Origin of the sequence: Paenibacillus piri (assembly GCF_004354045.1) — a bacterium.
Lineage (GTDB): Bacteria > Bacillota > Bacilli > Paenibacillales > NBRC-103111 > Paenibacillus_S > Paenibacillus_S piri.
Genome location: NZ_SMRT01000002.1, coordinates 272,273 through 285,522 on the forward strand (window position 1 = coordinate 272,273; position 13,250 = coordinate 285,522).

Consider the following 13,250-nt stretch of genomic DNA (forward strand, 5'->3'; position numbering starts at 1 on the left):
GAGGGCGAGACTTAAATCTTGGGTCATTTATAGTTTATTGAATAAACAAAATGGAAAGTGAGGTTGTCGACAAGCTGACGGGCAATCAGCATGTTTAACTGGATTATAGCTCAGTATTTCGCCACTGAAAAGACCTGGAATCCGAAAAAAGAAAATAATCCTAAATGTATAGACTTTGCCGAGTACGTTTGCTAACATGTGGTTATGGGTTTATTTAGTTTAACTGATAAACAAAATTAGATAGCTAGGGCGAAGCGACACAAAATGTAAGCGCTGTCCAAATATTGCAGCGTCTTGCCTATGAAAAGGAGTGAAGGACGATGAGAGAAAATACGGTAAAACGGCGTTTGCGCGAGGGCAAACCGTCTGTAGGGACCTGGTTATCCATTCCGAGTCCGTATACGTCGGAGGTTATGGCCCAAGCCGGCTATGATTGGCTCGTCATCGATATGGAGCATAACCCGATCTCGATTGAAACGGCGGGCTTAATGGTCTCTTCAATGTTCAACAGCCGGACGGTTCCATTGGTTCGCATCCCTTGGAATACGGGAGAGAATATAAAGCGGGTGCTTGATATGGGGGCTTGGGGGATTGTCGTCCCGATGGTGAACAGCAAAGAAGAAGCTGAACGGGTTGTACGGGAAGCGAAATATTTTCCGCATGGCGGCCGCAGCATAGGCGGACGGCGGCATGCCGTCGGTTTTGAAACGGATCCCTCGACCTATTTCGAGCAAGCCAACGATGAAATTGTCGTCATCATTCAAATCGAGCATATAGATGCCGTCCGCAACATCGATGAGATTTTTAGCGTTCCGGGCATCGATGCCTGCTTTATCGGACCAAACGACCTTATGTCGTCGATGGGATTGAAGCCGCAGTTGGAAAGCGGCGACCCTGCCGTTGCCGAAGTGATCGAACAGATCAAGCAGGCGGCAAGCCGCCACGGCATCCCCGCCGGCATTCATGTGGCGAATCCGGAAACGGCCAACAAGCGGATTGCCGAAGGGTTTCAATTTATCGCCATTTCCAGCGAGGTTGGGAATATGCTGAACAAGGCGCTATCCGATATCGCCAAGCTGGACGCTTCTGCGGTCGAAAGCAAAAGCGGCGGCAAAGAAGTACGGTATTAACAGACTGGGAGAGGGGGTAGCCGCATGACCTTGAAAGTGCTTATCACACCGGATATTTTCCATCAGGATGCGGTTCGTCAGCTGCAGGAGGCGGGCTTTGAGCTGGCTTATACGGAACCGACGCGGAGCGTGAAGGAGGAGGAGGTCCGCGAGAAGCTGGCCGGCGTCGACGCTTATGTGGCCGGGTCCAATAAACTGAGCGCGGATACGATCGCCGCAGGGAACAAGTTGAAGCTGATTACCCGCTTCGGCGTCGGCTACGATGCGATTGATTGGCGCTATGCGCTGAGCCATCATATTTCCGTCACGATCACGGCAGGCACGAACGAGCAATCGGTGGCGGATATGGCCTTGGCTTTAATGCTCGGCGTATCCCGCCGAATTCCTTATTTCGACCGGTCGATTCGCGAGGGGCAGTGGACGCCGCAAGTTTTAACAAACGAGGTGTGGTCGAAAACGGTAGGCATCCTTGGCACAGGCCGCATCGGCAAAGCGGTGGCCAAACGGGTGAAGGGCTTCGATGCGCGAATCATCGCCTATGACGCTTTTCCGGATACGGCATGGGCGGAGCAGGCAGGGGTCACCTACGTCGCCATGGAACAGCTGCTTGCGGAATCCGATTATATTACGCTGCATCTGCCGCTTAACGAGGCCACCGATCGAATCGTCAATGCCGCATTTTTAAACCAAATGAAGCCGTCGGCTTTTTTGATCAATACCGCCCGGGGGCAGCTTGTCGATGAAGAAGCTTTATATGATGCATTGAAAAACCGTACGATCGGCGGGGCGGGTTTGGACGTGTATGCCAAAGAACCGCTGCCGCAACAATACCCGTTCTACGAGCTCGATAATTGCGTGCTCACCCACCATGTCTCGTCGCATACGAAGGAAGCGATGTGGCGTATGAGCCTGCTTTGCGCGGAAGAAATCATCCGTTTAAGCCAAGGATTGCCGCCCAAGCATCCGATTCCCGAAAAGCTGTAAAAAGTTCGGCAAAAGGCTGCGGCGAGAGCGGGAATCGTTCCGAATCCAATAAATCTGTATAGAAGGAATGATGAACATGAAAGGATTGCTTTATATCAACGGCAAGTGGGAAGAACCTGTACAGGGACGATATTTCCCTTCCTATAACCCGGCAACGGGAGAACCGATCGGCGAAGCGGCGGACGGTACCCAAGCGGACGCCAAGCGGGCAATCGACGCTGCTGCCGCCGCATTTCCGGCGTGGTCGCAAATGACGGCGCTCGAGCGAGCGGATCTTATGATGAACTGCTATAACCGAATCAACGAACAATTCGATGAATTGGCCGAAATTTTGACTACGGAGCAGGGAAAGCCGCTGCAGGAAGCGAAAAACGAGCTGATCTATGCCAACAGCTTCTTCCGCTGGTTTGCCGAGGAGGCGCGGCGTATTTATGGCGATACGGTGCCTGCCAACAGCAAAGACAAGCGGCTCTTCGTCATCAAGCAGCCGGTCGGCGTCGTAGCGGCTATTTCCACCTGGAATTTCCCGCAAGCGATGGTGACGCGCAAAATCGCTCCGGCGCTCGCCGCCGGCTGCACCATTGTCGTAAAGCCGGCCAAGCATACGCCGCTCAATGCGGCAGCGCTGTTTCGCATTTTCGATCAGGTCGGTTTTCCGCCGGGCGTGGTCAATTTGATCTCCACCTCTTCCTCCAAGGAAGTGGGCGAGGAATTTTTAACGAATCCTTCGGTTCGCAAAATTACGTTTACCGGGTCCACGGATGTCGGCAAATATTTGATCAAGCGCTCGTCGGAGCAGGTGAAGAAAGTATCGATGGAGCTTGGAGGCCATGCGCCCTTTATCATATTCGCCGACGCCGATCTTGAGGATGCGGTCAACGGCGTGATCGGGAGTAAATTCCGCAATGCGGGCCAAACCTGCATATGCGCCAACAGAGTATATGTGGAGCGCCCGGTGAAAGAACAATTTGAAGCGCTGCTCGTGCAAAAGGTAAAGGGGCTCACGCTGGGCAACGGTCTGGATTCGAACACTACATTGGGCCCTCTCATCGATGAAGGCGCGGTTGAAAAATCGCAGGAGCATGTCTTGGATGCCGTATCCAAAGGTGCGAAGGTGTTGACTGGCGGCAAACGGGCCGAGCGGCCGGGCCAATTTTTCGAACCGACCATCTTGTCCGATGTGGATGAAAACATGCTCATCTGCAACGAGGAAACATTCGGGCCGGTCGCGCCCGTCATGGTTTTCGATACGGAGGATGAGGTCATCGCGCGGGCGAATCGCGTTCCTTACGGACTTGCGTCTTATTTTTATACGCAGGATTTAAGCCGCGCCTTCCGGGTAGCGGAGAAGCTGGAGTATGGCATCGTAGGGCTGAACGATCCGTTCCCTTCGGTAGCGCAAGCCCCGTTCGGCGGCGTCAAGGAGTCGGGGATCGGGCGGGAAGGCGGCAAAGAGGGATTGGACGATTTTCTCGAAACGAAGTATATCTCGATGAAGCTGAATTTATAATAATCATTCGTCGACGGCTGCCATCCGCCGTAAGCGGGTTCGCTTTATGCGGATGCGGCCGTTTTGCAGCTCGTGCCGGGTTTTCGCGTATGGGGAGCCGAATGGGACAGTCAGAATTCAGCGTGGAATTCTGAAGTGGAATTCTGAAGTGGAATACTGAATGGGATGCGGAATAAAGGCTTGGCTGAGCATACGCCCTGTGATACGATAAAACAAGAAGGGATGGCGATGAATTGGCTGCAGGAGCAACAATGAAAGCGCTTGTCGTTTATGGACCCGGGAATTATCGGTTGGAAGAGGTACCGGTCCCAGAGGCCGGGGAAGGCGAGCTCGTGATTCGCGTCGAGGCTTGCGGCATTTGTGCAAGCGATATCAAGACGTACCATGGCGCGCCTAAAATTTGGGGCGGGGAAGGCAACGCTCCCTATATCCAAACGCCGGTTATCGCCGGACACGAGTTTGTGGGCAAGGTTGTAGAGGTCGGTCAAGGCTACGACGGGGAATTTCAGGTCGGCGACAGGGTGATCTCCGAGCAAATCGTCCCTTGCAGGAATTGCCGTTATTGTCTGACCGGCAAATATTGGATGTGCCAAACGCATGATATTTACGGATTCCGGCCCAATGTTCACGGCGGGATGGCGGAATTCATGAAGTTTCCCAAAGACGCTTTGGTATACCGGGTACCGGCGGAGCTGCCGCTGCGCAAAGCGGTGCTGATCGAGCCGATTGCCTGCGCGAAGCACGCGGTTGACCGCGGGCGGATCGAGCCCGACGATGTCGTCGTGCTCTCCGGAGCAGGACCTTTGGGACTCGGCATGATCGGGGCGATCCGTATGCTGAGGCCGCAATTGTTAGTCGTGCTTGATTTGAAGGATGACCGTCTCGAGCTCGCGAAACGTTTCGGCGCCGATGTCGTTCTGAACCCGGGCAAGGCGAATGCGCTTGATGCTGTGCTGGAACTGACTGAAGGATATGGCTGCGATGTTTATATCGAGGCGACCGGACATCCGGCAAGCGTTAATCAGGGGCTGGAGATGATCCGGAAGCTGGGACGGTTCGTAGAGTTCAGCGTATTTAAAGACCCGGTGACCGTTGATTGGAGCATCATCGGCGATACGAAGGAACTCGATATTTATGGAGCTCATCTGAGCCCTGATTGCTATGAGCCTGTGATCGCCGGCATCGCTAGCGGAGAGCTTCCGACGGAGGGCGTTGTGACGCATCAATATGCGCTGGAGCAATGGGAAGAAGCGTTCGGCGTCATGGACAAAGGCGACGGCTCCATCAAAGTGATCCTGGTTCCTTGATGAGGTACGATTGGCGCTGCAGTACGGAATTGTATGCAAATAGGAAGGCGGGAGTTGTGTCTGGTAAAATGAAAGCGCTGATTTCATGCTGAGAGCACAGGAGATAGGAGAAGGAGTTAAAAATGAACTTTTTGATTGTTGGCGCCGGCGCAATCGGCGGATATTTCGGCGGGCGGCTGATTGAATCCGGGGCGGATGTCACTTTTTTAGTCCGGGAGAATCGTCGGAATCAACTTGAACAAGACGGGCTGGTCATTGAGAGCGTTCACGGCCATTTCAGTTCCCGGGTGAAGACGATAACGCCAGATGAGAAATGTCAAACCTTCGACATGATCCTCGTCGCTCTAAAAGCGTATCATTTGGAAAGAACGGTCGAATCTCTTGCCGGGTATATGCATGAAAGAACGTTGATACTTCCATTATTAAATGGGTACCAGCATTATCAAACATTTTTTAACCAGTTCGGACAGGATCGGGTGCTTGGCGGTCTTTGTTTCATCGAAACCACGTTAGCTAACGGAGTCATTGTTCAAAGCAGCCCCCGACATGATGTGGTCTTTGGTGGCTGGGATGGAAATGAGGATGAACGGATCCGGACGATAACAGAAAGCTTTTCCAAGGCTAATTGCAATGCAATCGTTAGTGATCATATTCAAGCTGACATTTGGCAAAAGTATATTTTTATCGCCAGCTTGAGCGGCATTACGTCTCTTTTCCGTTCATCTATCGGCCCGATTGTTGAAAACCGTCATACCGACAAATTGCTCCGGTCTTTAATTGAAGAGATTTGTTCGATTGCCCAAAAAAAGTTTGATTTTATTCCCGAACATATTGCCGAAACCACTTATAACACATCCAAATTGCTTCACTATACCATGAAATCCTCCATGTTGAGAGATATGGAAAAAGGGCTGCCTACAGAGACAGAGCATCTTCAAGGATATTTATTAAAGCTTGCTGACGGCGATCCGTCCCCTATTCTTGAAACCGTTTATAGCAATCTGGTCATCTATGAAAAAAATAATATTGCGGCTAAGATGCGAACGGAGCTGTAAAATTGAAAATCGCAAGTGGACAGGCGGAGTCGATCGGACATGCCCCTGTCTTTTTTATCAGAATGTAGGAAATGACAGATGTCCTATAAAGTGACATATCCCAGCCCTATTCGTCCAAAATATTGACAATTTTATATAAAAAATGGTATATTGGACATGTCAGTTGCAGGAAAATATTGTTGGTTGAGGGAAAATAAAGGCGATATGATACAGGAAAATGGTATGATACAGGAGTACTAGGAGAGGAAGTTGTTTGATTGATTGGTAGGTTATCAGAATACTTGGCGATTTTAGTCTACAATGAAAGAAATGATTACTTAACCTTACCTAAAGTCAAATTTGCAATACATTTCTTTCTGAATCTTTTTTTTGTATTTGCGACAGTTGTACTATTCTCGATATTATTTAACAATACAGCCGAATCTCTCTACTGTTTCTTCGCTTTCATATTTCTCAGATTTATTAGCGGAGGAAGCTGGCATTTTAAAAACGACCTCATCTGCTATTTGTTTTCATCATTAATTCTTGTATTAATCCCGTTTATTTCAATAAAGATAGAGCTTGAAGATCCATTAAACTGGACATTAAACGTCGTTTCGTTAATTGTAATCGCTTTTTTTTCTCCTGCATCGAAGAGGAACATAGGGAATAAAAGAAAATGGGGATTTAAGATAGCAAGTACTTTAATTGTCTTGATACACTTCGCATTCATTAACTCAGCCGTACTCACTCTAGCATTTTTTGTACAAGCAGTTTCAATTATTCCAATTAAATTCAAAAGGAATGATTCATTGAATGTTTAGAGAGTTCGTCTCATTTCTTTTCTCAATGTTGGATTGTGCAGCAATCATGCTATTAATAATGGGGGTTTTTCGGTTTACGTTCAGAGGGAATATTTTAAGAATGCTAGGCTCAAATATTATCTATACTATTTGCTCTATGGTTCTAGTGAATGTCGGATTGCATACGGAAGCGTTACTGGTCCAAATACCAATCATAGTATTGATATTCAAATATATTTTTAAGGAAAACAGCAAGTATTCAATTTGGATTACAGTAACTGGCTTTGTGACATTCTTAATGATTCAAGGCACACTTATTTACATGTTTTTGTACATAAGAATAATGTCACCGGATGATATTCAGCCGTTCACCATCATGGGTTATGTAGGACAAACGGTCACATTCATCATTTGTTTAATAGTATCGCTTTTTATCAAGAAAATGAATGAAGGCTTCATGTTTGATTTTGAGAACAAGTTCAAGAAAAAGAAAACTCCACAAGGGATTACTCCATATATGGTATTCGCATGTATCCTGGCGATTTTAGTATCGCTCTTCTACCCTCAAATATATAATTCGAGCATTACCATGTCCTTCTACTTGACAGTCTTATTTTCCATTATATCCTTTCTTTCATTAATCTATTACTCAATTAAGAGAAATCATGAAGAAGTTAATAGTGTTTTTTAATTGGCTTCTTCTGATATAAATGTTGACTCTGAAGGGGGTGAGACTATGAAAAAAATGATGTCCATTTTAGCAACTCCATTTGTTTATGCAATAGTCACTGCTGTTGTAATCTTTCAACCAGCCTGCACAGGCGCTTGGCATGAGCCAGAAATGCCTGAAGAAATGGTAAGATAAACAATTTATTATATATCTCATTGAGATGCACTCTACATAACCAATATGGTTTTATAGGGTGCATCTTATTATTAGTAATTCCAAGTCGAGGTGTGAAGACGATGAAATTAGCTGAATTTATTAGAACCACTTTACATACTAAATTACGCGACAAATGCAGTATGACGGAAATCGAAGCTCTGGTTAACGATTTGGCCGATGTATACAGAAGCTCGAGTCATATCGCATTAATGAATAGTGAAGGCGAAATTTTCATAACGAATATCCAGGATGATATTTTATATGTTCATATAAAAAGCAAAAATGATTACCTGTTTTATAGAAAAGAAGGCCCGTACGCTTTATTTAATCCATATATTGACGTAAGCGAGGTTTTGGGAGAAAACTTTTGTCTGCTGGATAAAAAAACAGTGGTTAATAAAAATTTAATCAAAAGATATGACAGTTACATGGGGATTATTTATTTTGATGAAGATTGGGAAAATGAAGACGCGGTAAAATTGTATGCTGCAATTACTGCAGTCGAAAGAATATTGCCCAAAATTAAAGGGAAAGAATACGACGTACGAAATGAAAATGAGTCCTTGTACGCTCCCATGTTTAAGGATAAGTTGAAATTAGACTAAAACCATCTCTATGCGACATGTTTCGACCGAAATGCATATTTCATACTTAATGTAAATGTTAAATTTTCCTAGAAAATGAACATTAATCAAATAGTATCACCATGTTATATTAAGGGTGTGGTCCAATATACCTAAAAGATTGGATGGTGATTACTTTTGGTTTATTAAAAATACTCTCATTAAAAAGTGCTAAGTTTGCAGACTGTCACTTTTTAGAGAGTATTGTTTTGTTTTTTTTTTTATAATATCAGAATTTATATGTTTTCAGCGGAGCTGAACAATTCTGATATTGCAAGAAAACCTACATTTAAATCGCGGTCGCTCATCTTGGATAGGCCTCGATAGTGGTTTTCTTATAATATCAGAATTTATATGTTTTCAGCGGAGCTGAACAATTCTGATATTGCAAGAAAACCTACATTTAAATCGCGGTCGCTCATCTTGGATAGGCCTCGATAGTGGTTTTCTTATTGTAATCCCGCAACCATCATATGTAAAACTAATTTCCAGTTTTGAAATTATATTGACAGTCACTTTAATTTGTGTTAGGAATGATTATTTTGAAATTAAGAGTATATAACATCCCGACAATTTCAGTTTCAACTAATGAACTGGTTTCTATTAACTTGAACGATATCGAAAGATTTGAAAAAGAAGGAAGATACACGATTGCATCCATTGGGGACGATCGCTTTAAATTTCACTTTTTTGATTTGGAAACCATAGAGTCGCTGTTTCTTGATGAAGGATTATGGCTAACCGACAGATCGAATGTAGTGAATCTGCATAAAGTCGTTCAGTATGATAAGAAGTATGGCAATTTATATTTTGCCGACTCCACGCGTCCGGCATCGGTCGCAAAAATTAACTTTAAATTGGTTGAGCAGGAATTAACTAAGATAGGGCTTGCGAAAGTTATATAATCTCTGATTAAAAGCATAAAAGTCTTCAAGCTCTCCGATCCTTTCCTTTGGACTGCTTTTTGGGTCATATTTCAACCAAAATTTATTAACAAACCGCATAATCCGTAAACTGTGGAATATGCTGCATTGAAATTATCGAACCTTTGCTGACGCGGCAAAGGTTTTTTGTTTAGTTGTCCGTCCTTTAAGGACAGCGAAGTCGTTTATCCTGGTGCCGTGGTGTGCTAAACTTGATTCTGCACATGTTTCCGTTGATCAAAAATTTGATGACGCAAGGAAATGTTAGCCATAATATATACAATAAGACAGTTCAATCACATACTTAAAGCGAATGTTAAACTATAATTTTCAATAGTAGGGGGGGACGTTGGAATGAAAACTCATGTACTAGTTACAGATGACGATCCTCATATTCGTGAACTGTTGCGCTTCATTCTCGAGAAGGAAGTTTACACTGTGTTTGAGGCAGAAGACGGTGCTCAAGCTTCGATTATTTTGGAAAATGAGCAGGTTCATTTGGCTATTGTCGATGTTATGATGCCTGCAAAAAATGGATTGGAGCTTTGTCAAGAAATACGAATCCATTATGATATTCCGGTCATTATGTTAACGGCAAAAGGGGAGATTGAAGATAAAGAAAAAGGCTTCTTATCGGGAACGGACGATTATTTAGTCAAACCTTTTGAACCGAAGGAGCTGCTGTTCAGGATCAAAGCATTATTGCGGCGATATCAAATGGTCTCATCTGAAATCATCAAATTGAACAAAACGGTGATCAACAGGAAGAGCTATGAAGTTATCGTCGATGACAAAGTCTATATTATACCGTTAAAGGAATTTGAACTATTGTCGCAGCTTGCCAGTCATCCCGGACGTATTTTCACCCGCGAGCAGCTACTGCAGTTCATTTGGGGAATCGACTATGAAGGAGGCGTCCGGACAGTCGATGTACATATTAAACGTTTGCGCGAACGATTCAACGATAAAACTGACGATTTCAATATCACTACGATACGCGGGCTGGGATACAAGCTTCAGGTGAACAAACAATGAGAACCCTCTACACCCGTATCGTCATCACATTTATTTTGATTGCTTTGGTCAGCGGGCTGTCGGCCTTGCTGCTTTCCAATATTTATCTGGGAAAAATAAGGGAAAACAACGAGCAGAAAGTATTGAATATCAGCAATGAGATTCGCTTGTTATATGAGAAAGTTCCGGATCTTGCTCTGGATGTTTACTTGTCGCATATCTCTAATATGGGATTTCAGATTTATACCGTTAACGACCGTATGGAAGAAACATTTTATGGATCTCCTTTTAAGAATCGTGAAATCGATGTGAAGCAAATTCGCGGTGTATTGGAAGGAGAGGTCTATCACGGTATGGTGGAGGCACAACATTGGCTGACCGTTAATGGTTTTTTCGAAAACAGTATCCGAAATAGCGTGGGCGTTCCTTTAAAAATAAAGGGGGCTGACTACGCTTTGTTTGTGCGACCGAACCTGGAGCAGCAGATAGGCGATGTGCGGGTACTGCTGGGCATACTTTTAGTGATAACCTTTTTGGTCAGCATCGTATTGATTGCTGTTTCGACACAATTTATCGTGAAGCCATTGAAAAAGCTGACGAAGGCAACGAAGAAAATTGTCGAAGGAGACTACAATATTGAGATTGATTTGGCGCGGCAGGACGAGCTCGGTAATTTGGCGCGGCATTTTACGTTTATGGCCCAATCGATCAAGCAGCTGGATGAGATGAGACAACAATTTGTTGCCAACGTTTCACACGAGATTCAGTCCCCACTAACATCAATCCAAGGATTCGCCCAAGCAATTCTGGAAAAAGAAGCAACTCCCGTGCAAAGTGAACGATACCTTCATATCATTGAAGAAGAAAGCAGACGATTGTCGTCTTTAAGCAAGCAGCTTTTAACGTTAGCGACATTAGACAAGGAAAACAACGTTATGAATCCGTCCGCTTTTCGTTTAGACGAGCAGCTGCGGCAAATACTAATTGTATCCGAGTGGCAATGGGCAGAAAAACAATTGTCAATCGAGCTGGACCTGGAACAAACCGTCATTACTGCCGATCAACAACTTTTATATCAAGTTTGGTTTAATTTCATAACGAACAGCATCAAGTTCACACCTTCAGGGGGTACGATTAGCCTCAAATTGGCTGTCAAAGACGATGTTGTAGTAGAAGTAAGCGACACCGGCATCGGAATACCCGAGTCGGATTTGCCTCGCATTTTTGAGCGCTTTTATAAAGTCGATAGAGCAAGAGATCGCACTCGTTCAGGAAGCGGGTTGGGGCTGTCCATAGCGAAGAAAATCGTGGAGCTCCATCATGGAAGCATTAACGTGCAAAGCGAATCGGGCAAAGGTACGAGTGTTACGGTTCATTTGCCTTTCCTGTAATCCTCTGTTCATCGTCCATTCATATTCCTATCCTAAAATCGGGATTGTTCAAAAAAATAATTAGGATAAGGGGAATATCATATGTTTGGTGTGATGTTGTTTTCGCATTTGACAGGTTTATTTATTTGGATCGGCTCATTATTTGCCACGATAGTGATGCTGTTGATGTTAAAAAAACAAATAAGTTCTCAAGAATCAAAAGCATTAGCACAACGAATTATAAAAGTTTTTAGTTGGTTTGCTCATCCCGGCTCTGTCGTTGTATTAGCCAGCGGGGTATTTATGATTGTTCAACTGGGTTTGAGCTCCGATAAACCTTTTTGGCTGTCGGCTATGGAAAAAGGGGGCGGCATGATTGTATTGCTTTCTCTCATATTAACAGGAATTTGGGGGGGAAAAGTAAAAAAACAATTGAGAGCCGGGCAAGGCCATAATGTAAAATTAACCGGTTATTTAACAATGATGTCAATCATCGTCATTTTGATTATTCTGATTATGCTAATCGTAAGTATGAAGATATAATCTATACATGTACTGCTAATATTTATGGGGTGAGCAAAAGCTTAGTCGGATTCGACGCGCTGTTGCCCCCTTTTTGAATGTATGAAAGATGCAGTTCATGCTAATAGTCACGATTGACTAATCTAAAATGAACTTATATAATCATAAATATAAATGACAATTCTCAAAATGTTAAATGTCGGTTGAAAGGTATGCGGCAATCCTTCGTTGAAGTCCGTACCATTAAGATTCCCGCTTAGCGAATGATCATTCCAACATTTCGGCAAACAAAAACAGGAGGGATATGGTCATGGTCCATTTTAACGCGATTCATATGCAAGCAATGTCCAGTATCGGCATGGTCGCGATGGCACTGCTAGCCATTTTCGTTCGCAAGCGGTCAAGCGGCAAGCCGGTCTCAGCTGCGAAAATTATTATGCCTGCGCTCGGTATGAGCACCGGCTTTCTCATGTTTGTCATCCCACTGTTCAGGGTTTCCGTCATGTGGGCTTTGCCGGCTTTTTTCGCGGGTCTCCTGCTGTTCTCTTACCCTTTAATTCGCAGCTCAAAACTGGAATTGCATGACGGCCTGGTGTTTGTCAAACGATCCCAATCGTTCACATATGTTTTGTTGGGACTGTTGGCTGTACGCGTGGTTCTCCATAGATATATCGAACAATATATTTCTATCCCGCAAACAGGAGCGCTTTTCTTCATTCTTGCATTCGGTATGCTTGTGCCGTGGCGAGTGTCCATGCTGCTGCAATATCACAAACTGCTGCGAGCGGGTTAAATGCAGCTTGCTCAACGGGTACGAAGCAGGCCTCAAAGATACTCACTGGGAATTGGAAAGCATGTTGCAGCTGACGGAAATATCTGGTATTATTAGGCGTGTCGCTAAATGAGCGGGAATTATTGCCTTTGTTTGTATTCTCCAATCTTTGGATTTAACGTGAGACCATGGAAGGCCAAGTCCCACTATGCGAATATCAAATAATGGAAGCTCTGAAGTAGCGCCGCTGCTCGGAGTTTTTTTCTGTTACTCATGTATTGACTCAATGAGCCTTTGATCAAAAGGAGGAGTCAAAGCTTTTATGTCGAATAATGTCTAGGTACAAAGATGGATTGATTTTGATCAGGGACG

General features: G+C 44.6%; 13 protein-coding genes. All 13 read left to right on the forward strand.

The window, feature by feature from the left end; genetic code table 11:
• Window positions 1-320 precede the first annotated feature (320 nt).
• The 13 genes from E1757_RS06080 to E1757_RS06140 all read left to right on the forward strand — a co-directional run bounded on the left by E1757_RS06080 (window position 321) and on the right by E1757_RS06140 (window position 12,899).
• The gene (locus tag E1757_RS06080; RefSeq protein ID WP_133225956.1) at window positions 321-1,130 is read left to right on the forward strand and encodes an HpcH/HpaI aldolase family protein; all 810 of its coding nucleotides are present in this window, start codon (window positions 321-323) and stop codon (window positions 1,128-1,130) included.
• Window positions 1,131-1,154: 24 nt separating this feature from the next.
• The gene (locus tag E1757_RS06085; protein WP_133225957.1) at window positions 1,155-2,114 is read left to right on the forward strand and encodes a phosphoglycerate dehydrogenase; all 960 of its coding nucleotides are present in this window, start codon (window positions 1,155-1,157) and stop codon (window positions 2,112-2,114) included.
• Between the two features lie 76 nt (window positions 2,115-2,190).
• Window positions 2,191-3,624 carry an NAD-dependent succinate-semialdehyde dehydrogenase gene (locus tag E1757_RS06090; RefSeq protein ID WP_133225958.1) on the forward strand — a complete coding sequence of 478 codons (1,434 nt, stop codon included), beginning with the start codon at window positions 2,191-2,193 and terminating at the stop codon, window positions 3,622-3,624.
• Between the two features lie 251 nt (window positions 3,625-3,875).
• Entirely contained in the window at window positions 3,876-4,931 is a 1,056-nt protein-coding gene (locus E1757_RS06095; protein ID WP_133226604.1) for an alcohol dehydrogenase catalytic domain-containing protein, read from the forward strand.
• A 122-nt stretch (window positions 4,932-5,053) separates the two neighbouring features.
• On the forward strand, window positions 5,054-5,986 hold the full coding sequence (locus E1757_RS06100) for a ketopantoate reductase family protein (RefSeq protein WP_133225959.1): 933 nt from the start codon (window positions 5,054-5,056) through the stop codon (window positions 5,984-5,986).
• 281 nt (window positions 5,987-6,267) lie between these two features.
• Window positions 6,268-6,789, forward strand: a complete 522-nt coding sequence (locus tag E1757_RS37155) for an accessory gene regulator B family protein (protein ID WP_425464826.1) — start codon at window positions 6,268-6,270, stop codon at window positions 6,787-6,789.
• A gap of 715 nt (window positions 6,790-7,504) precedes the next feature.
• The gene (locus E1757_RS06110) at window positions 7,505-7,633 is read left to right on the forward strand and encodes a cyclic lactone autoinducer peptide (RefSeq protein ID WP_133225961.1); all 129 of its coding nucleotides are present in this window, start codon (window positions 7,505-7,507) and stop codon (window positions 7,631-7,633) included.
• 101 nt (window positions 7,634-7,734) lie between these two features.
• The gene (locus E1757_RS06115) at window positions 7,735-8,259 is read left to right on the forward strand and encodes a hypothetical protein (RefSeq protein ID WP_133225962.1); all 525 of its coding nucleotides are present in this window, start codon (window positions 7,735-7,737) and stop codon (window positions 8,257-8,259) included.
• A 560-nt stretch (window positions 8,260-8,819) separates the two neighbouring features.
• Window positions 8,820-9,182, forward strand: a complete 363-nt coding sequence (locus E1757_RS06120; protein ID WP_165971975.1) for a LytTR family DNA-binding domain-containing protein — start codon at window positions 8,820-8,822, stop codon at window positions 9,180-9,182.
• A gap of 372 nt (window positions 9,183-9,554) precedes the next feature.
• Window positions 9,555-10,235, forward strand: coding sequence for a response regulator transcription factor (locus tag E1757_RS06125; protein WP_133225964.1), 681 nt, complete (start codon window positions 9,555-9,557; stop codon window positions 10,233-10,235).
• Window positions 10,232-11,605 (forward strand): sensor histidine kinase, encoded by a 1,374-nt coding sequence (locus E1757_RS06130; RefSeq protein WP_133225965.1) that lies wholly within the window; start codon window positions 10,232-10,234, stop codon window positions 11,603-11,605. The genes E1757_RS06125 and E1757_RS06130 overlap by 4 nt, the downstream gene beginning before the upstream one ends.
• A gap of 81 nt (window positions 11,606-11,686) precedes the next feature.
• Window positions 11,687-12,127, forward strand: a complete 441-nt coding sequence (locus E1757_RS06135) for a hypothetical protein (protein ID WP_133225966.1) — start codon at window positions 11,687-11,689, stop codon at window positions 12,125-12,127.
• Window positions 12,128-12,416: 289 nt separating this feature from the next.
• Window positions 12,417-12,899: a CcdC family protein gene (locus E1757_RS06140; RefSeq protein WP_133225967.1), complete on the forward strand. Its 483-nt coding sequence runs from the start codon at window positions 12,417-12,419 to the stop codon at window positions 12,897-12,899.
• Window positions 12,900-13,250: the final 351 nt, after the last annotated feature.

Bases quoted from the DNA above. Each gene is read 5' to 3' on its own strand.
- E1757_RS06100 (WP_133225959.1), top strand. From the start codon at position 5,054: ATGAACTTTTTGATTGTTGGCGCCGGCGCAATCGGCGGATATTTCGGC.
- E1757_RS06130 (WP_133225965.1), top strand. From the start codon at position 10,232: ATGAGAACCCTCTACACCCGTATCGTCATCACATTTATTTTGATTGCT.
- E1757_RS06135 (WP_133225966.1), top strand. From the start codon at position 11,687: ATGTTTGGTGTGATGTTGTTTTCGCATTTGACAGGTTTATTTATTTGG.
- E1757_RS06095 (WP_133226604.1), top strand. From the start codon at position 3,876: ATGAAAGCGCTTGTCGTTTATGGACCCGGGAATTATCGGTTGGAAGAG.
- E1757_RS06085 (WP_133225957.1), top strand. From the start codon at position 1,155: ATGACCTTGAAAGTGCTTATCACACCGGATATTTTCCATCAGGATGCG.
- E1757_RS06140 (WP_133225967.1), top strand. From the start codon at position 12,417: ATGGTCCATTTTAACGCGATTCATATGCAAGCAATGTCCAGTATCGGC.
- E1757_RS06080 (WP_133225956.1), top strand. From the start codon at position 321: ATGAGAGAAAATACGGTAAAACGGCGTTTGCGCGAGGGCAAACCGTCT.
- E1757_RS06090 (WP_133225958.1), top strand. From the start codon at position 2,191: ATGAAAGGATTGCTTTATATCAACGGCAAGTGGGAAGAACCTGTACAG.
- E1757_RS06115 (WP_133225962.1), top strand. From the start codon at position 7,735: ATGAAATTAGCTGAATTTATTAGAACCACTTTACATACTAAATTACGC.
- E1757_RS06110 (WP_133225961.1), top strand. From the start codon at position 7,505: ATGAAAAAAATGATGTCCATTTTAGCAACTCCATTTGTTTATGCAATA.
- E1757_RS06125 (WP_133225964.1), top strand. From the start codon at position 9,555: ATGAAAACTCATGTACTAGTTACAGATGACGATCCTCATATTCGTGAA.